The 21,343-nt window shown below is 46.8% G+C and carries 13 protein-coding genes; 12 read left to right on the top strand and 1 reads right to left on the bottom strand.

Annotated elements, in window-relative coordinates:
* The first annotated feature begins 19 nt into the window (after positions 1-19).
* The 11 genes from BQ7480_RS14995 to BQ7480_RS15045 all read left to right on the top strand — a co-directional run bounded on the left by BQ7480_RS14995 (position 20) and on the right by BQ7480_RS15045 (position 18,951).
* Positions 20-6,571 carry a hypothetical protein gene (locus BQ7480_RS14995; RefSeq protein ID WP_072543476.1) on the top strand — a complete coding sequence of 2,184 codons (6,552 nt, stop codon included), beginning with the start codon at positions 20-22 and terminating at the stop codon, positions 6,569-6,571.
* A gap of 129 nt (positions 6,572-6,700) precedes the next feature.
* Positions 6,701-6,934 carry a hypothetical protein gene (locus BQ7480_RS15000; RefSeq protein ID WP_007562474.1) on the top strand — a complete coding sequence of 78 codons (234 nt, stop codon included), beginning with the start codon at positions 6,701-6,703 and terminating at the stop codon, positions 6,932-6,934.
* A 375-nt stretch (positions 6,935-7,309) separates the two neighbouring features.
* Positions 7,310-8,611, top strand: a complete 1,302-nt coding sequence (locus BQ7480_RS15005; RefSeq protein ID WP_007562471.1) for a reverse transcriptase domain-containing protein — start codon at positions 7,310-7,312, stop codon at positions 8,609-8,611.
* Positions 8,608-9,093 (top strand): DUF4376 domain-containing protein, encoded by a 486-nt coding sequence (locus BQ7480_RS15010; RefSeq protein ID WP_007562469.1) that lies wholly within the window; start codon positions 8,608-8,610, stop codon positions 9,091-9,093. Before BQ7480_RS15005 ends, BQ7480_RS15010 begins: the two co-directional genes overlap by 4 nt.
* Before the next feature lie 185 nt (positions 9,094-9,278).
* Positions 9,279-9,521, top strand: a complete 243-nt coding sequence (locus tag BQ7480_RS15015; RefSeq protein WP_007562467.1) for a hypothetical protein — start codon at positions 9,279-9,281, stop codon at positions 9,519-9,521.
* A gap of 66 nt (positions 9,522-9,587) precedes the next feature.
* Positions 9,588-10,226, top strand: a complete 639-nt coding sequence (locus BQ7480_RS15020; protein WP_007562465.1) for a thymidylate synthase — start codon at positions 9,588-9,590, stop codon at positions 10,224-10,226.
* The gene (locus BQ7480_RS15025) at positions 10,223-11,083 is read left to right on the top strand and encodes a DNA adenine methylase (protein ID WP_007562461.1); all 861 of its coding nucleotides are present in this window, start codon (positions 10,223-10,225) and stop codon (positions 11,081-11,083) included. The genes BQ7480_RS15020 and BQ7480_RS15025 overlap by 4 nt, the downstream gene beginning before the upstream one ends.
* Before the next feature lie 120 nt (positions 11,084-11,203).
* Positions 11,204-12,502, top strand: a complete 1,299-nt coding sequence (locus BQ7480_RS15030; RefSeq protein WP_083581841.1) for a response regulator — start codon at positions 11,204-11,206, stop codon at positions 12,500-12,502.
* A gap of 155 nt (positions 12,503-12,657) precedes the next feature.
* Complete coding sequence (locus BQ7480_RS15035; protein ID WP_072543478.1) at positions 12,658-15,669, top strand: SusC/RagA family TonB-linked outer membrane protein; 3,012 nt, start codon at positions 12,658-12,660, stop codon at positions 15,667-15,669.
* Positions 15,670-15,707: 38 nt separating this feature from the next.
* Positions 15,708-17,351 carry a RagB/SusD family nutrient uptake outer membrane protein gene (locus BQ7480_RS15040; RefSeq protein WP_072543479.1) on the top strand — a complete coding sequence of 548 codons (1,644 nt, stop codon included), beginning with the start codon at positions 15,708-15,710 and terminating at the stop codon, positions 17,349-17,351.
* Between the two features lie 76 nt (positions 17,352-17,427).
* Positions 17,428-18,951, top strand: a complete 1,524-nt coding sequence (locus tag BQ7480_RS15045; protein WP_139255794.1) for a right-handed parallel beta-helix repeat-containing protein — start codon at positions 17,428-17,430, stop codon at positions 18,949-18,951.
* Positions 18,952-19,009: 58 nt separating this feature from the next.
* Here the strand turns inward: BQ7480_RS15045 and BQ7480_RS15050 are convergent, their stop codons facing one another.
* The gene (locus tag BQ7480_RS15050) at positions 19,010-19,963 is read right to left on the bottom strand and encodes an NAD-dependent epimerase/dehydratase family protein (RefSeq protein ID WP_072543480.1); all 954 of its coding nucleotides are present in this window, start codon (positions 19,961-19,963) and stop codon (positions 19,010-19,012) included.
* A gap of 132 nt (positions 19,964-20,095) precedes the next feature.
* On the opposite strand from BQ7480_RS15050, the gene kbl reads away from it, so the two are divergent.
* Positions 20,096-21,286, top strand: coding sequence for a glycine C-acetyltransferase (kbl, locus tag BQ7480_RS15055; RefSeq protein WP_072543481.1), 1,191 nt, complete (start codon positions 20,096-20,098; stop codon positions 21,284-21,286).
* The last annotated feature ends 57 nt before the right edge of the window (positions 21,287-21,343 follow it).

Below are 21,343 nucleotides of genomic sequence, written 5' to 3' on the forward strand. Positions count from 1 at the left end.
ATTATAAAAGGACAGTATTATGGCAAAAAGGAAAATAAGCGGAATCATCAACGCGACCGAGCATCCGATGAATCTTGAAACACCATGGAATCAGAAACAGCCGGACGGCACCTATCATGCCTATGCAGGCGATGACATCGAAGCGTTCCTGAAGAAGGAACTGTCAAACCGTACCCCTACCGAGGAACTGGTGAGCGGCGAGACGAAACCTCCTACATCCGGAACGGTGTTCGATGCGATGGTGGGTACGGTGACGGACGTGGATGTGCAGGACAGCGAGGACGGCACCCAGTACGTGATGACCGTCAAGCAGAAGGACAACCAGGGCGGCGAGAGCTCGAAGGAAGTGCGCTTTTCCAAGTACACGGACGATGACAAGGTGGTGGTGAACATCGACCTGACGGACAGCGGCGGTGCGGGACTTCCCGCCTCGCAGTATCTGGCACTGGGCAGCGGCTTTGTGGTGAAATACTCCGTAGGTGTGGGCACTGCCGGTGGCGGTACGGTGGACGGCTACAGCGACCTGAAAGCCCGTGTAATCGTGAAACGCGGTTCGACCGTCATCAGTGAGTTCCGGGATGCGGAGTTTGTGGGCGTTACAGCCGGACAGAGCTATACCTTTGACGCTTCGCCCTATCTGAAGGATGCCACTGCCTATACCGTACAGGTGGAAGCGCAGGCAACTTACCAGGACGGCACGCTGATGAAGACGGCCACGGCCATGGTGACCATGGTGGCCATGGAGCTGGAGACCACCTACTCGGCGGGCAACGGGCTGGCCGACGGGGGATATAAAAATGACGTGAACATCCCCTTTACTGCCAAGGGCACGAGCGGTGAGAAGAACATCTACTACCGCGTGAACGGCGGACAGGCCTTTACCCTCGGTCTTTCGGCCGGCAGCGGTGTGCAGCAGAAGAACGTGACCATCCCCCTGACACAGATGCAGGAGGGTACGAACGTGGTGGAAGCCTACGCGCAGCATGAGAACTCCGGTGTGGTGAGCCGGGTGCATTACATTACGCTGCTGAAGGCAGGCGGAGGTGTGACAGCGTATGCCGGCCTGATGTTCAGCCACCGGGCAGCGGGGTTCCAGCGTGACTGGAAACACCCGGTGCTGGAGGCAGAGCAGTTCACGGCATGGAACTTCACGTATGCCGGCTATGACCGCGATGCGTACACGGCCCGTGTGAAAGTGACCGACCGGGGCAGCGTGGTGAAGGAAGACCTGCTGCAACGCGGTGAGACCGGCAGCTACGGACGGACGAACGTGAACGTGGAACCGTTGGACTACCGTGTGTCATGCGGCGATGCCGTGCTTGAGGTGCAGGTGAACACCACATCGCACCCGGACATTGAAGCCACGCTGGCACCGGATGCCGTGTGTACGTTTGACGCCTTCGGGCGAAGCAACACGGAAAACAACCCGGCAAGCTGGGTGAGCGGTGACAAGCGTATGGAGTTCCGGGACGTGCTGTGGAGCGTGAACGAATATGGTGCCGGTAGCGGCTGGCACAAGGACCGCCTGCTGCTGGCCGGTGGTGCAGGTATGACCCTGACCGCTGACGGCGGTTACCGCCCCTTCAACGAGGCGGACAAGCCCGAGGGATTTGCCATCCGTGACGTGGGCATGACGCTGGAGATAGAATACAGCACGGCCAACGTGACGGATACGGATGCCGAGCTGATCACCTGCCTGGGGCAGCTGGACAACGGCAACCGGTACGGGCTGATTGTGACTCCGGAAGAGGCCAAGTTCCTGACCGGTGTGGTGACCGAGGCGATGGATGCCGGACAGATGCTGCGCTATGAAGACTCGGTGGGTACCAAGTTCCAGCCGGGTACGAATATCCGCATTACCTACGTGTTCTATCCGAACGTGCAGACCAACGAACAGCGCACGCTGATCGGTTTCTATGTGAACGGTGAAGAGTCGGCTGCTTCCAAGTGGCTCGACAAGGTGAATTTTGACATTCAGAGCCAGTTGGAATTTAAGTCGGCGGGTGCCGACCTGAACGTGAAGAGCGTGCGTATCTATAACAAGGCGCTGACCTCGGACGAGGTGCTGAACAACTACATCGTGGACCGCAACCACCTGGAGGATGCCGACGGGGAACCGGGCGTGCGCTCACTGGATGAGGACAACCGCGTGCTGAATGAAGGAGATACGGTGAGCATGGAGAAGCTGATGGGGCTGATGAAGAAGCGCCGGAACTCGATCCTGGTACTGATAGGCACGGGCAGCGTGGGCAGTGAGGTTCCGAGCGACAGCGACACGCTGAACGTGGTGGATGCACTGGCCCAGCTGAACGACAAGAAGGCCAACAAACTGGTAAGGGAGGTCCGTTTCTATAACGGAGAGGACAGGACGCTTGACTTTATCCTTACCAACGTATATGTCCGTATTCAGGGTACTTCTTCCGTGAACTATGCCAGAAAGAACTTCCGTTTCTACTTCCAGAAGACGGCAAGCGGCTGGACGGTTACATTGAGCTACGGGGAGATTGACGGAAACGGCAGGCAGAAGAATCCGGTGGTAACTACCGGCAAAAAAAATCTCTTCAAGTTACGCAGGAACTCGGTAGGCGCGAAGCTGGCATGTTCCAAATGCGACTTCTCGGACTCGTCCATGACCACCAATACCGGAGGTGCGAAGCTTATCAATGACGGACTGAAAGAGATGGGGCTGCTTACGCCTGCCCAGCGTTACGCCAAAGACCATGGGCTGAAGGACGATTACCGTTCGGCCATCGACGGCCTGCCGTGCGACCTGTTCGTAGCGAAGAGTGCCGACGAAGACCTGACCTATTACGGCCAGTACAACATGAACAACGAGAAGAGCGACAGCTACCCCATCTTCGGGCAGGATGAGACCATCGGCGGCGAGAAATGGGGCGAGGGCGACACGCTGAACTACCTGGAAGCCGACGAGGAAGGACACAAGCAGTACCTGCCCGTCTGCTTCGAGACGCTGAACAACTCCAATCCGCTGTGCCTGTTCCACTGGTTGCCGAGTACCGAACCGGAGCATAAGGATTTCATGGACTACAACTTTGACGGAGGACTGGAATTTAATCATCCGAAAGATACCTTCTGGTCGGACGGAGGCGGTGACGCGGAGGAAGAACCGAACCTGAAAGACCACCTCGGTACCGGTGACAAGTACGACAAGATGTACAAGGCCACCGACCGCATGATGAGTTTCGTCTACCGGTGCGTAAAGGAAACGCCTGCGGGCAGGAACATGGTTTACAGCACGGAATCCCATTCGTTCGAGGGGGTGGACTATGAGGACGACGGCGACAAGTTCCCTACCGCCAAGTGGCAGAGCGATACGTTCAGGAAAGAGGCATCGAAGTATTTCGACCTTCCCCACCTGATTGCCTACTATCTGTACGTGCAGTTCAACCTCGGCGTGGACCAGCTTGCGAAGAACATGCTTATCCGCACATGGGACGGTGTGAAATGGTCGATTGACTATTATGACGGCGACTGCCAGCTCGGTTCTGACAACAAGTCGTTCCTGACCGGGAAGTATGACGACAACCGCCAGACGAAGCGCGACGGGGCTTATGTGATGCAGGGTCATAACTCGTGGCTGTGGAACCTCATCGTGGCCAATTGCTGGGACATGATTGTGGAGATTATGGTGAGCGGATGGAACGGGGGCGCAAGCTTCATGAGTGCTTTCAGTATCCAGAAAGCCATTGACCATTTCGATACCGAACAGATGAAGAAGTGGTGCTCGCGCCTCTATAACAAGTCCGGCATCTTCAAATACATCTATCCGTTCCTGAACGAAATGCCGGTGGGTGCGGACGGAGCCAAACAGACCTATCCGCAAATCTACGGTCTGAAGGGTTCGTTGAAAGCACACCGAAACTACTTCATCCAACGCCGGTATGACCTGAAGCAGGTGGAGTACGGCTATGTATCCACGCTGGGTGCCCAGTTCTACCAGAGTACGGCATCGCTGGACAAGGCCTACACGCTGAAACCGATGCAGTACCGTCTGACCATTCCGTACCGTGTGCAGCTTTCCACCAGCAACGGCGTGCAGGCCGACAGCGGCGTGGTGGATGCGGACGTGCTCCACTCGTTGCAGCTGACCCGTGCCTTCGGTGAAAATGACCCGTTGAAGATCATCGGTGCGGCGAAAGTCAAGGAACTGGTTTGGCATGAGGATGCGTTCGCAATCGGCTTCAACTTCGGTCTGCTGACCTCACTGGTAAAACTCGACATGAGCGTGGAGAAAGCCAGCGGTTACCGGAACGGCTCGTTCATGGCTTCGACGAACGGCATGCTGCTTCTGGAAGAAGTGAACATGCGGAACAACCGGCTGGCCCGGAACGGGGACAACGGCAATGTGGCTACTTTGGACTTGAGCTGGCAGGGCCGCCTGAAGAAACTGGACGTGAGGGGTACGGGGCTGACCCGTGTGAAACTGGCCACCGGTGCGCCCGTTGTGCAGTTATGCCTGCCGGACACGATTGAGGAACTGTTCCTGGAATATCTGACCAAGCTGTCCGACAGTGGCCTGATACTGGAAGGCATCAATAATGTGCGGGGCTACCGCTACACCAACTGCCCCGGCATCGACGGGTTCGCTATGCTGGAACGCCTTCACCAGGCCAGACTGAACGGCAGCGGCAAGCTGGAACGCTTCGTGCTGGAGATAGACCGGGAAGACGACGGAACCCTGCTGAAGAAGTATTACGACTACGGAACGTATACGCAGACGGGTGCCGTGGATGACCGGCATTCGGGACTGAGGGGCAAGCTGACCCTGACGAAGTATCTGGCTGATGAGGAACTGGAGAAGTATGCCGCCCGTTATCCGGAACTGACCATCAAGCAGCCGCCCTATACGATGATTGAGTTTGACGACAGTGTGGCCGACGATGCCAATGTTTCGAACCTGGACAACAAGACGGGGTACAAATTCGGCAATACGTACAAAATGAGCGGGCATGTGAATGCCATCCTGTCCAAGCGCCACCGCGTATTGGCCAAGGTGACCAGGATGCCCACGAGCCGGAAGGTGGAGATAGCCGGGCAGCAGGTGGAAGTGAACAACCCGGACGGGGAGATGACCTATTTCCCCCTGCATGACGAAAGCTCGAACTTCTATGCCGATGCGGAGGATATGAACGATTGCACGGTGGCGAAGCTGGACGGCAGCGAGGGAGACTGGATGATGTATGAGCCGTTTTACTGGAGCAAAGGCATCAACGATTATTTGAACAACAAGAAGTACGCCTGCTACAGCAGTTATCCGGAGGACGAAATGCCCCCGATTCCGGACGCGACGGTACTGACACTGGATGCCATCAAGGAGACACAGGGCGGCTGGCTGGGTGAACGCAAGATCATGAGCGGCAAGCCCACGCTGATGGAATCCTATACGACGGACAAGGCTTATTCCGTGTGCAAAGTGGACGTGTCGGGTTACAGACGTGTCCGCTTCCCGAGCGTTCCAGGAACAGGGCTTATCGGCAGTGTGTTTGCTGATGCGGAGGGAAACATCCTGAAGAGTATTGTGGTGCCGACCATCGGCTTGAAATTTGAAGCCGGCATGTATCTGATAGCAGACGTTCCGGAACGTGCTACAGCCCTGCATTTCTCCATTCTGAACACGGCAGAGTTTGACTGCGTGGTGCTGAGCAACAGCGACAAGATAGAGGACATGGAACCGGATTGGGTGGCCAATGAGGAACATCTGTGTGCCGTTGTGGGCAGTTCTGTAGTGGGCAGCAAGTTGCGTGCCTGCATAACCGGAGCTTCGACCACGGCAAGCATGACATGGACGGACTTCCACTATTACAGCCAGCAGCGTGGCATGCAGCAGATAGATGCCCTGATGCACAGCCGCATCGCGAACCTGAGCTATGCAAAGTACGGGCGTAGGGACATGCAGGAACAATGCGGTGCCGGTCAGCATAACAATAACCGGACAACGGGTGGAACGGCCGACCATGGAATGACAGACACCATCGGCTATGACGAAGCGTATGTCATCAACAACAAAATCACGAATTCGCTGATTGACGGCTTGGTGCATCAGTATGCCTGGTATAAGAGCCGGGACGAATACGGACAGGCGACCGTGGTGCAGGTGAACAATATCTGCTGCCTGGGCTACGAGGACATCTACGGCAACAAGTATGACATGATGGACGGCGTGGATCTGCCGAATGACAGCGGCAACCAGGGCAAATGGCGCATCTGGATGCCTGACGGCAGTATCCGTATGGTACAGGGCAAGAAGGACAGCGGTCAGTGGATTACAGGCGTGGCGCACGGCAAGTATATGGACATGGTTCCGGTAGGTAATTTGAACGGATCATCTTCCACCTACTATACCGACATGTACTGGATAAGCACCGCTACAGTCCGTGTGGTCTATCGCGGGTACAGCTATGCGTATGCGCTTGGCGGTGTGTCGTATGCGCATGCGTTTTACGATGCTTCGCTTACGAGTGCGAATGTCGGCTCGCGTCTGGCCTTCCGCGGCAAAATCGTCCGGGCGCAAAGCGTGGCAGCGTACAAGGCGATACGCGAGGTGGCGTAAGCGCAAAGCGCCAAAGCGTGGAGCGAAGCGACTAAAACGAAAGAACGGGATTCGGATGGTTTCCGAATTCCATTTAAAAGGTATTCAAATACCGGCGAAGCCGGTCGAAAAAATAGAATTTTGAGGTATATGAAAAAGATTATCGCATTTTTAAAAATGAGTAACCGTTACAAGCATCTTATCGGTGGTTTGATGGTAGGTCTATTGGGATTTACTCCTTGGACGGCCTTTTATGCTGCGGCCATTGCAGCTTCCTGTCTGGAACTGAAAGATACTCTTCGGGGAAGTCCTTGGGACTGGATTGATTGGGGGCTCACCGTCGCGGGTGGCAGTATATCCGTTTTATTTTGGATGATAGTGTAATTCGTTTATCTGTTTTGCCTGTTAAATCAGTAACTTTGCAAGCGGTAGAGTTCCCCAATAGTCCGTGTGGTCTATCGCGGGTACAACAATGCGAATGCGAATGGCGGTGTGTCGAATGCGAATGCGAATAACGATGCTTCGAATACGAATGCGAATGTCGGCTCGCGTCTGGAAATCTAACAAATCGGCGTACAGCAGCGGGGACGTGTCCCCGAAGCGGTGCCGAGGGGAGCAAGCCACAGCAACAGCACCAGAAAAGGTGGAAAGCTGAAAAATCACGCGTCGGGTGGAGTTTGGTAGGCTGTTATCAGTTCGAAGAAGTCAGACCCGGGGAAAGGAAGGCCCTCATCTTCCATGTTTATTAACCAATAGCTTATGCGCAGGGAAGGATATATTATCGAGGAAATCATCGAATACTCCAATATGTCGGAGGCATTCGATTCGGTACTTCGCGGAACCGATCGTAAGAGGTCAAGGCAGGGACGATTCCTGCTTGCCCATAGGGAGAAGATTATCACCGAACTGACGGCTTCCATTGCGGACGGCTCATTCCGGCTGGGCGGCTACCATGAGAGGGAAATTGAAGAATACGGTAAAAAACGTATTTTGCAGATCCTGTCCATGAAAGACCGCATCGCTGTGTTTGCCATCATGAATGTGGTGGACCGCCACCTGCAAAAACGTTATATCCGGACAACTGGTGCAAGCATCAAAAGGCGCGGTACTCATGACCTGATGAACTGCATACGTACCGATTTGCAAAAAAATCCGGAAGGCACGCTTTACGCATACAAATTTGACATCCGGAGGTTTTATGACAATGCGCGGCAGGACTTTGTTATGTGGTGCTTCCGGAGGGTGTTCAAGGACAAAAGGCTGTTGGTCTTGTTGGAGCGGTTTGTTAAGCTGCTGCCGGAAGGTATCAGTTTCGGACTGCGCAGTTCACAAGGGGCAGGAAATCTGCTTCTGTCTGTATTTTTAGACCACTATCTGAAGGATAAGTACGGGGTTCGTTATTACTATCGCTATTGCGATGACGGACTGGTACTCGGTAAAACGAAAGCGGAATTGTGGAAGATTCGTGATGCTGTTCACGGGCAAATGGGAAAAATAGACTTGGAAATAAAGCCGAATGAACGGGTGTTCCCTGTGGAAGAAGGCATTGATTTCCTTGGCTATGTTATCCGTCCCGACTATGTAAGATTGCGGAAACGCATCAAACAGAAGTTTGCCCGGAAAATGCACGAGGTAAAATCGAGAAAAAGACGGCGGGAACTGATTGCCAGTTTCTACGGCATGACGAAGCACGCCGACTGTAATAAGTTGTTTAAAAAATTAACAGGCAAAGAAATGAGAAGTTTTAAAGACTTGAATGTCGCTTACAAGCCGGAAGACGGTAAAAAGCGATTCCCCGGAGTGGTGGTAAGCATCCGGGAACTGGTAAACTTACCCATTGTAGTGAAGGACTTTGAGACCGGTATCAAAACCGAGCAGGGAGAAGACCGCTGTATTGTGGCCATCGAAGTGAACGGCGAGGCAAAGAAGTTCTTCACCAACAGCGAGGAAATGAAGAATATTCTCGCACAAGTAAAGGAAATGCCGGATGGTTTCCCGTTTGAAACGACCATCAAGACAGAGACATTCGGCAAAGGTAGAACCAAATACGTGTTTACATGAGAAGAGTTGAAGGAAGTTCCGGGGTTTCGCTGATGGAATGCACGAACCCGGTTAAAGACAAATGGCGCATCCGATGGGATGTGCAGGAAAAAGAGAACGGCTCTGCCTCCTACATGGAAGAGGAGTTCGGGCATAAGCCTACTGATGAGGAAATCCACACATTGGTTATGTCCTGGTATAACAGCCAGACTGATGCGGCTATCCTATCCGGATTCGCCTATAATGGTGCCCATGTATGGCTTTCTGTGGAGAACCAGTACAACTATAAGGCAGCATACGATTTGGCCGTTCAGACGGGCGGAGAAACCCTGCCAGTGACGTTTAAGTTTGGTTCGGATGAACAACCGGAATACCATACTTTTACTCAGTTAGAAGAACTGAAAGATTTCTATACAAAAGCAGTAGGATTCATTCAGACAGTTCTGGCTGAAGGCTGGGAAAAAAAGGACAAGTTCAATTTGGAATTATATCGGATTGAGTGATTGACAATCCCTTCGGGGGAGGGATAAAAAAAGCCCCCGGCCTGTTAATATAGACGCCAATCATTTATTAACACAAAACGCCACGAGAGTGCGCGACCGGGGGCAATGCCCTCTGCCGCACTCTCGTGGCGTTTTTACGCATTAAATAAATGATTGGCATTGCAAAAGTACAAAAATGATTGGATATGACATTGTTTGAAGCACTTAAATTTAACAGAGAACCGCTTGAAATGCTTATAAGTTTGGGCGGCAAGCAGGATGACCTTCGATTCATAGACTTATATACGGAGTATGAGGTCATGAAAAAACAAGGTGAAAAGACCACTTATGCAGTGGCGTTTTTGGCAAATAAATATTCGGTAAGCGAACGTAAGGTGTATGATGTTATCAAACGGTTTGGAAAGCACTGCACGCTCGGTGCAGTGTGATTGATGTGCCGGGGATGCCTTGTGTTGTCCGGTAGAGCTACCTTTGTACAACCAAAAATAAAGCTCATGAATAAGTATTACCAGACATTAGACAAGATACTCCAAACGGGCAAAATCCAGACCAATAGGAAAGGGCGTATCAAGTATCTATTAAACGAAAGGCTCATGCTAACCCCCGCTGATTTACTTGACATATTTGAAAGCCACGGGATAGCCAGGAAAAAGCTGAAAGAGGAATTGAAACTGTTTATGCAAGGAGTCCGGGATGTGGAAAAATACAAAGAGGCAGGGATTACCTGGTGGGATTATTGCGGCCATACCCTTGTAAACAGCTATCCAACTTACTTTGAAAAGCTTCCACCCCTCATAACCAGGATTAACCGGGAAAAGCGCAACAGCAAGAATTATGTCCTGTTTCTTGGAGAAACCGGGGTGGAAAGCAACCAGGCACCCTGCCTGAGTCTTGTGCAGTTCCAAATTGATGAGGGAGAATTGGTGCTATCTGCATATCAGCGTAGTTCTGATGCGAACCTTGGGCTTCCGGCTGATATTTATCATCTTTATCTGATGGCAAGGCAGGTGGAGCTTCCCCTGAAGTCCATAACCCTTGACCTTGGAAATGTGCATATATATGAAAATAACATTGACCGGACTCTGGAACTGTTATCCGGAGTTGAAAACATTAAATTTGACTTGAACGTATGAAGAATATGAATTTATCTGCACCACTGCCATTTGTAGGCCAAAAAAGAATGTTTGCTAAAGAGTTTATTAAAGTTTTGGAACAGTTCCCTGAAGATACCGTGTTTGTGGACTTGTTTGGCGGTTCCGGACTTCTTTCGCATATAGCCAAAAGAAGCAAGCCCGATGCTACTGTTGTCTACAATGACTTCGACAACTACCGGTTCAGACTGAAAAATATCCCACAGACAAATAAACTGCTTGCCGATATTAGGGAGCTGGTGGGTAATTCGATACCCAAACATAAACCAATTAAAGGGGAACTTAGAGAACGCATTTTTAAACGTATCGAGGAAGAAGAACTAAATGTTGGGTACGTGGATTTTATAACCTTATCATCCTCACTTATGTTCTCCATGAAGTATAAATTGTCTGTAGCCGAAATGCGCAAGGAAGTCCTTTATAACAACATTCGCAAGACCGGTTATCCGGAGTCTTCTGACTACTTAAAAGGGCTTGAAATTGTATCATGCGACTACAAAGCAGTATTCAACCAATATAAGGATGTTCCCGGAGTCGTCTTTTTAATTGATCCGCCTTATCTTTCCACTGATGTTGGTACGTACAATATGTATTGGCGCTTGTCTGATTATTTGGATGTTTTAAAGATACTCGAAAAGCATTCCTTCGTTTATTTCACATCCAATAAATCCTCCATACTTGAACTGTGTGAATGGATTGGAGCAAACAAAACCATTGGCAATCCTTTTGAGGGTTGTACAAAAAAGGAATTCAATGCCCACATGAATTATTCTGCCGAATATACAGACATGATGCTGTATAAGAAACAGGAAAAATTAGTTCATAAAACAGCTGCTTAGCACTGAACAAAGATACAATTTTTCAAGTAGAAGGCCAAACTTTTGAGCCTTATTTTAATGCCGTTATAAAGCCATTTTTTATGAAATTATAAAGCCGAAACAGAGGTCATTACAAAACTTTTGTTTCGGCTTTTTGAGTGTTGCGCGCTTTCCTTTTTTGAACGCTTCGTTTTGTCCTTTTCCCTGAAAATCGAACGCTTCGTTTCGGATTCTGCGGAAATTTGGATTTGCGGATTATATAAGACAATCACTATAGCACAAGCTTATCATATCGAACAAAATCTTTTCCAGATAAGCATCAGCAATCCAGGAGAACCCATACCTGAAAACAAGCTGAAACATTTATTTGAAAGGTTTTATGAAGGAGAATACCGCAAATTCCACACCATTGGTACAGGAATAGGACTCTCTCTGACTAAAGACCTTACCCTCCTGCATCACGGACAAATAAAAGTGGAGAATGACAAAGAAAAAGGGAATACGTTTACCGTATTAATACCCATAAATAAAGATGCATATAGCAAAGAAGAAATTGACGAAGAAAACGAAAGTCACGAAACGTTAGAATCAAACATGCCACAGGAAACAACAGAGTATTTATCTGCTAATGCTATCCAAACATTTCCAGCCCATAGTCCCGATAAAGAAAAACCGTCCTTGCTGTTCGTGGAAGACAATGAAGAACTGCGGAATGTAATGCGACGTATCCTTACAGATTATTTTAACCTTACAGAAGCTTCCTGCGGTGAAACAGCTTTGATCCAACTGGAAGACAAAGACATAGATATCATCGTGTCTGATGTCATGATGCCAGGAATGGATGGATTTGAACTATGTAAAAAAGTAAAAGAAAAATTCGAAACAAAACATATTCCATTCATCCTGTTAACAGCTAAAACTAGCGATATTGACAGAATAGAAGGATACGAAGCGGGGGCCGACGGATATATATGCAAACCTTTGAATATTCCGGTCTTGCTTGCCAAAATAGACAACCTGCTGAAGAAAAGTGGGTCTCAAAACGGTAATTCCAAAAAACAACTGGTTTTCGAGGCCAAGCATGTGGATTATACAAGTCTAGATGAAGAATTCCTAAAAAAAGCCGTCGAATGTGTCAATGCACACTTGAGTGATATGGATTTCGATACAGTAACATTTGTCAAGGAAATGCAAATGTCCAGAAGTACATTAAACGAGAAACTGAAGCAACTGACCGATATGACACCACTGGCATTCATATCAAGCATACGCCTGCAGGCTGCATTTCGCCTATTGGAAGAAAAGAAAAAAATACGAGTTTCCGAACTGGCCTATGCTGTAGGCTTCAATGACCCCAAATACTTTAGCCAATGCTTCAAGAAAAAATTTGGTTTTCTACCTAAAGAATATACCATAAACAAGGAAAACAACAACGAATAAAGAATCAGCCTCACCGGAAATGGATGAAAAAACAGCAGAAAAGGATGAAATTTTAGTTTTTATCCTTTTCTGCTATTTTTTCATCACCCCATCGTCTTCATAAAACTAATTTTGAGCTTGCTCAATCAAAGAAAGCAAACTTAAACATTAATATTATGAAACGTAGAAAACTAACTGTAAGTAAAATGTTAGCTTTAGGATTGCTCATATCCTATTCAACTCACATTGAAGCTAACATTGCCAACGAAACAACCGGTATTCAACAAAACAACGCGTACAAAGTTTCTGGAGTTGTCACCGACACGAATGGAGAACCTGTTATTGGAGCCAGCATTGTGGAAAAAGGTACATCTAATGGAACAATCACAGACCTTGATGGGAAATTCGTACTCGAAGTCAGTGCAGGAGCCACATTAAATATATCTTATATAGGCTATAAAAGCCAAGAAGTGAAAGTTGACCGCAATGGATTATCACTGAAGCTCACCTTAAAAGAAGATACTGAAACATTGGACGAAGTCATCGTAGTAGGATACGGAACTGTCCGTAAAGCTGACTTGGCAGGTTCCGTGGCCGTCATGGACAACAAATCCTTCAAAGACCAGCCTGTAACCCGTATATCTGAAGCTCTGCAGGGGCGTGTTTCCGGCGTGCAGGTAGAAAATAGTGGAGTGCCTGGCGGAGACATCCGAATCCGTGTCCGTGGAGCCAATTCTGTGAACCTCAGCAATGAACCTTTATATGTAGTGGATGGTATCGTCCGTGAAGGAGGTCTAAGCGGGCTGAACACTGACGATATCAAATCTATTCAGGTTTTAAAAGATGCCTCCTCTACTGCCATATATGGTTCTCGAGGCGCCAATGGTGTGGTATTGGTTACAACAAAGACAGGTGTGGCCGGACAAACTCAAATTACGTTTGATGCATCAGTAGGAGTATCCAACGTATATAAGCACTATGATATGCTCAGCCCTTACGAATATGCCGAAGCGTACAATTTCTGGTATCCAGGAAACGGTTACTCTGACAGCGAACTGGAAGCCCTCAAGACAGGAAAGAAAGGGATAAACTGGCAGGATGAAATGTTCCGTTCCGGCTTGGTACAGAACTACAAACTGGCCCTTTCAGGAGGTAGTGAGAAAACACAGTATTACGTTTCTGCAAACTATGTGAACGAGCAAGGTGTACTGCGTTATTCCGACAATGAACGATACTCCGCACGTGTCAACTTAAATTCAGACGTAACAAAATGGCTGACAGTTACCACCGACATACAATTCACTCATGGCGTAAGAAACGGAAACACCTACATTGCCAGTAAAGGAAATCCTATATTCAATTCATTGAACTATGACCCAACCATGGACATGTTCACTGAAGATGGAAAATATAATGTAGGTAAAAACACAACTGGAGGTAACCCGCTGGCAGCCATCGAGGCCACAGACAATGAACTGCGTACTTATGCGGCCACCGGTAACCTGTCTCTGCGATTCAAGATTATCGACGGATTGACATTTACGACCACAAACGCTTTCGATTACCAAGATAACAAATCTTATTCCTTCTCTTCTGCTAAATCAGGCCCCACAGCCATCAGCAGTATGGGAAACAGCGATGCTTTCCGGATGATGCTGCAATCAACGAATAATTTCACTTACATGAAAAAATTCGGCAAGCACAACCTGACTGCTACGGCTGTATGGGAAGCTACTTCTACTGAATATCGTAACATGAATATCGGCGGAAACAATCTTTCAACCGAAGCCGTAGGATGGTGGAACGTAAATATGGCAAGTACAAAAACATTAGGAAACAGCTATTCAAGAGAAACATTGCTATCTGGCGTAGGACGTGTGATTTACAACTACAATGACCGATACACTTTAACTGCTACATTCCGTGCCGATGGTTCTTCCAAATTCAGCACAGACAAATGGGGATACTTCCCGTCTATCGCAGTAGCATGGGATATCAGTAATGAACCTTTCCTGAAAGACTTTAAAGCCTTACAAAACATGAAGTTACGTGCCAGCTATGGTGTAATTGGTAATCAAGGTATCAGTTCATACTCTACTCTTGGATTGTTAGGACAAGCTTATACCAACTATGGAACTTCTTCTCAATTGTATTATGGCTATTGGCCTACATCACTGCCAACCCCTGATGTGACCTGGGAAAAGACCAAACAATTTGACTTGGGACTGGAATTTGCGGTATGGAACCAGCGCTTGTCATTCTCATTCGACTATTTCTACAAACGTACAGTCGACTGCTTGATGCAGGAACCTATTCCTGGATATAATGGAGGCGGCAATTACCTTGCAAATGTAGGACGTATTGACAACAAAGGTATCGACTTCTCTATCAATGCCCGCCTTGTTCAGACAAAAGACTGGCAATGGAACTCCACTTTGACAGGTACCTACCTGAAGAATGAAGTAAAAAGCTTAGGAACTAATGAATATATTTACGGAAAAACTCCGGCAGACAAGATGGCCGATGAATCTACTATCGTCATGCCAGGATACAGCATTGGTTCTTTCTATGGATATGTATGGGAAGGAATCAGCAAAGATGGTAAAAACGTATATGCAGATTTGAACAACAACGGAAGTATCGATGCCGGCGACCGTACCGTAATCGGTAACGCAAATCCGAACTTCACCTTTGGATGGAACAATACAGTAAACTATAAGAACTGGGATTTAAGCATGTTCCTGACTGGAGCCTTTGGAATGGACCGTTTGAACCTGGTACGCTATGCCATGTCTACCTCCATCTCGGATGCATCCTTCATCAACACAAAAGAAGCATACGAATACAACTGGGATGTCAATCCGAACAATGCTAAATTTGCATCCTTACTGAACGGAGGAACTAACTATGCAAACTCAACTCAATGGGTAGAAAATGCCAGCTATGTACGCTTGGCTAACTTAAGTGTAGGATATACTTTCCCTAAATCTAAGACTAAATTTGCAGATATCCGCTTGTCTGTCAGCTGCCAGAATCTGTTTACCATTACCAAATATAAAGGTATGGATCCTACAGCCTCAGCCTTTACAGACGACTCTTCAAAGAGTGTGGATGTGAGCAGCGGTGTAGATATAGGTGGTTATCCCACTCCTAGGACTTTCACCTTTGGTGTAAAGATGAATTTCTAATATCAACAATGCATAGAACTTTTAATAAATCGATCATTATGAAAACAAAGATATTTATAAGCGCATTAATGGCTTGTGCAGTGGCCATGACCTCTTGCAGTGACTTCCTGACCGAAGACCCGAAGGGACAAATGGTACCCGAAAATTACTTCACCTCACAAAACGACCTGGATGGTGCCATCAACGTACTATATGCCCAAGTGCAATATTCCATTAACGGTACACATACCTTATCTCCTAACTGGATGGGAGACGACTTGACCGCACTCACAAGTGGAAACAAAGATGTATATCGGGAATTCGACAGCTACAAAGTGAATGATAACAATGCCGATTCAAAAAGTGCATGGAACACCAACTATGCAATCATAAAAGCTGCCAACTTTATTGTTAATAACGTAGAAAAAGTTCCCACAACTGAAGACGAAATTAATATTGGAAAAGGACAAGCACTCTTTTGGAGAGCTGTAGCTTACTTTAAACTGGTACGCTGGTACGGAGAAATTCCTTTGATTCTTACCACGGATTTGGATTTCAATGTCAAAAAATCTACAATAGCACAGATTTATGCTCAAATATGCAGCGACCTGGAAGAGGCTGAACGTATTTTACCTTATGCCTATACCTCTTCTCCACGGGTTGCAGACGGACTGAACAACTATATAAACAAAGGTGCTGCACAAGCGGTATTGGCCGCCGTTTATATGGCTCGGGCGGGCTACCCACTGAATGAAACCTCTTACTATAGCAAAGCAGCCCAAATGGCTAAAGCTGTAATAGATGGTGTGAACAATAGCAACTACTATTACAAACTGGAACCCAATTACAAAGACCGGTTCATGTATGTATCCAACCCTTACTCACAAGAAGGTGTAGTAGCTGTCAAATTCAACAAAGACAACCCATGGGGATGGTCGGGATTAGACTCTTGGAACTCCGTTTGTCAGGCATACGAATCTGTCACCAACGGCGGATGGGGGGATGCCGTAGGAGAAATCAAATATTGGAAAGAAATGCCAGAAGGACCTCGAAAAGATGCTATTTATGGAAGTGACGGAGGTAAGATCTTGGTTGAAAAGAACACCTATAAAGATAAGCTGATTGATTGGTATCAGAAAGATGATAAAGGTACATTCATTCTCAGTGAATGTCATCCGATGTTCCGCACCTTACTATATGGAGGAGGTACAGATGGTAGCGCAATGAATGACTATAATGACCGGGAGTATACAATGAACAACGGTATCTGTAGCCAAACATTATATTTGGTTTCATACAGTGAAGTTCTGCTATGGTATGCTGAAGCACAAGCACGTAGCGGGTCTGTAAATGAAGAAGCCAAACAATGTTTACAAAAAGTGCTAGACCGTGCATACGGAAAAGGAGTAGACAAAGCGGAAAATTATGCCAATAACCCGACAACATTTGCAGACAAATGTTTAAAAGAGCACGGATATGAAGTCACAGGATATTATGTAGCTCTCGTGGTTCGGGCCAATGACCAGCTTCGTATGAATGATCTTAAAAACACATTTGCTTCACGCCAGGCAAATACTCCAGTAGAAGTCGCTCCAGGCGTATCTTTGACAGAAGGTGTGGAAGTGACAGGCAGCTGGAATGATTCACGCAACTATGCCACAATTCCTTCATTTGACGCTGATCTGAACGAAAACTTGAAATAAATTATTTTAAATAAAAGTCACAGGAAAAGTTCTATCTACCTGTGACTTTTTTATTTTTCTCAATCTAACCCGATTCATGAAAATAATAAAAAACCTTTTTATAATCGTATCCCTATGTGCAATCGGATGTACTTCTGCTCCTCCCATATATTATTTGGATGCCACAAATGGAGACGATACGAATACTGGAATGTCTGCAAATCATGCATGGAAGACACTGAAGCGAACAGAAAATCTTTCTTTGGAACAGGGAGCCAAATTGTTGTTAAAACGTGGAGAGACCTTCAAAGGAGAACTGAAAATAACCGGGAAAGGAATTGCTCAAAATCCCATTATCATTGATGCTTATGGTGAAGGAAAACAAAAGCCACGCATTATAGGTAATGATTCTTCCAAGTATGCTGTATGCATCTCTAATTCTGATTATCTAACTATCCAAAACTTGGAAATAATCAATACAGGAGAAAAAGCCTTGGCTGGACGTACAGGGCTAAAAGTGGAATGCATGAATTATGGTGTATCACATAACATCAGAATTAATAATATTACCGTACGGGATGTCAACGGCTCTCTTGTCAAAGAAGAAGGAGGAGGCAGTGGAATTCTGATTGTCAATGGCGGCGACAGTATTCGTTCCCGCTTTGACAGTCTGACGATTGAAAATTGCCATATCCTACGCTGTGCGCGCAATGCCATAATCTGGAGCGGATATTACGACCGGAAAAACTGGTATCCGAATACCCACACCATCGTAAGAAAAAATCTCATTGAAAAAGTTCCAGGCGATGGAATTGTTCCCATTGGATGCGACAGCACACTGATTGAATATAATCTTATGTGCGATTCTCCCGACACACTTCCTATGACAGAAGCAGCTGCAGGAATCTGGCCTTGGAGTTGCGACAATACTATCATACAATACAATGAAGTGAGTCATCATAAAGCACCCTGGGACGCCCAAGGGTTTGACTCTGACTACAATTGTCAGAACACCCTCATACAATACAATTATAGTCATGACAATTATGGAGGAATGGTCTTAATATGTAATAGCGGAGAAGCTGGAGATTATAGTTGTGGCAATATCGGAAGTGTAATTCGATATAATATCAGCATCGGTGATGGAATACGCCCCAAAGAAACAAGGCAAGGGATGTTCTCACCTAGTATCCATATTGCAGGTCCAGTAAAACGAACCTTAATTGAACGAAATATTGTACATGCCAACCATAAACCATACGCTACCACAGACCGAACAATGATTACTTCTGATTCATGGAGTGGATACGCAGACAGCACCAGCTTCCGGCAAAATATTTTTTACGCTGCAGAAGAAAGTCGTTTTGATTTGACCTTTTCAACTCACAATATCTTCCAGCAAAATGTTTATATTGGCAAATTCAAAAACCAGCCGGAACACACCTCTAATCTCAAAGCAGAAAATATTTACAAAACAAAAGTCCTAGATATATCTGCTGAAGGATACAAAGGTTTGTATCATCTTATGGATTCTATGACAATAAAAGGCCGTAAGCTTCATTACATAAATCCAGAACTTGCTGAAACTTTTTTCAATACGATATTCGTAGAAGCTAAATAACAATTATCCCCTCATTCTCCTATACCAGAAAAATGAGGGGATAATTGTCTTTCATGAATCAACGCCCAAAACGTTCTTTCAATTTGGCAAGCATATCTTTGGTCATAGCATCCAGGTCATATTCCGGTTGCCATCCCCATTCCTCGCGGGCACAGGTATCATCCAAGGAATTCGGCCATGATTCGGCAATAGCCTGACGCAAGGGATCCACCTGATATTCCATTTCAAAATCTGGAAGATACTTCCGTATCTGCTGATAAATAGTGTCCGGCTCAAAACTCATGGAAGCGATGTTAAATGAGTTACGATGTACCAGTTTTGTCGGATCCGCTTCCATTATTTCGATTGCTGCCCGCAAAGCGTCCGGCATATACATCATGTCCATATAAGTGCCTGCCGCAATCGGACAAACAAACTTTTCACCTTTTGCTGCCGAATAATAAATATCTACCGCATAGTCAGTAGTTCCACCTCCCGGAGGAGTCACATAAGAAATCAATCCCGGGAAACGTACCGAACGGGTATCGACTCCAAAACGTGTAAAATAATAGTCGCTCAGCAATTCTCCAGAAACTTTTGTCACGCCATACATAGTCTTAGGGCGCTGTATGGTGTCCTGAGGGGTCTTGTCTTTCGGAGTTCCGGGACCAAACGAACCGATAGAACTCGGCGTAAAGACGGCACAATTCTTTTCACGAGCCACTTCCAACGTATTGAACAGACCGCCCAATCCGATTTTCCAAGCCAGCTGAGGTTTGTTTTCAGCTACGGCTGAAAGCAAGGCCGCCAGATTATAGATGGTATCCACCTGATATTTCGTTACCGCATCGGCTATTTGCTGCGAATTGGTTATATCCACAATGGCAGAAGGACCAGATTCTTTCAGTTCTCCTTTTGGTTCTGCACCCGGAATATATCCTGCTACTACATTGCCCGTATAGCTCTTTCTCAAAAGCATCGTAAGCTCCGAACCAATTTGTCCGGTAGCCCCAATTATTAAAATATTTTTCATCTACATGCTAGATTTTAAAATTACAAGGCAAATATACAAAAGTTATCATAGATAAAATAAAAATACGCTGCTTCTTTTTTCTAAATAAAAAAAATTGCATCTTTGCATAAGCAAAAACCTTAATATCAATATATGTATACCAATTTTAGAGATTTCCTGAAGAAGGAACTTGCCGACATCGAAGCTGCCGGCTTATATAAAAAAGAACGTATTATAACCACTCCACAGCGCGCAGACATCAAAGTCAACGCAGGAGAGGAAGTGCTTAACTTCTGTGCCAATAACTATTTGGGACTTTCAGACAACAAACGCCTGATAGAGGCAGCCAAAAAAGCAATGGACACACATGGCTACGGAATGTCGTCCGTACGTTTTATCTGTGGTACACAGGACATTCACAAGCAGCTGGAAGCAGCCATTTCCGACTATTTCCACACTGAGGACACCATTCTGTACGCAGCTTGTTTTGATGCCAACGGTGGTTTGTTCGAGCCTTTGTTCACTGAAGAAGATGCCATCATCTCGGACGCACTGAACCACGCTTCCATCATTGACGGCGTACGTTTGTGTAAAGCCAAACGCTATCGCTATGCCAATGCCGACATGGCTGATCTGGAACGTTGCCTACAGGAAGCACAAACTCAACGCCACCGCATTATCGCTACCGATGGTGTATTTTCCATGGACGGAAACGTAGCTCCCATGGATAAGATTTGTGAACTTGCAGAAAAGTACAATGCCTTGGTAATGGTGGACGAATCACATTCTGCAGGAGTGGTAGGACCTACCGGACACGGTGTAGCAGAACAATTTGGAGTCTATGACAAGATTGACATTTTCACAGGTACATTAGGGAAAGCATTTGGTGGTGCCATGGGTGGATTTACAACAGGAAAGAAAGAAATCATCGATATGTTACGCCAGCGTTCTCGTCCTTACTTGTTCTCGAATTCCGTGGCTCCAGCCATCATAGGGGCAAGCTTGGAAATGTTCCGTATCTTGAAAGAAAGCAATGCACTACACGACAAACTGATGGCCAATGTGGCTTACTTCCGTGACAAGATGATTGCTGCCGGATTTGACATCAAACCGACACAAAGTGCCATTTGTGCCGTCATGCTGTATGATGCAAAACTGTCACAAGACTTTGCAGTCCGCATGCAGGAAGAAGGTATCTACGTCACAGGATTCTACTATCCGGTTGTACCCAAAGGACAAGCTCGTATCCGTGTACAGCTTTCTGCCGGTCATGAACAATACCATTTGGACAAGGCCATCCAAGCCTTTATCAAAGTGGGAAAAGAATTAAACGTCATAAAATAACCTTCTACTAAAGAATCACATATTCGGAAGGCTGTCTTTTCATCACGAGATTGAAAG

Origin of the sequence: Bacteroides mediterraneensis, from assembly GCF_900128455.1 — a bacterium.
GTDB lineage: Bacteria > Bacteroidota > Bacteroidia > Bacteroidales > Bacteroidaceae > Phocaeicola > Phocaeicola mediterraneensis.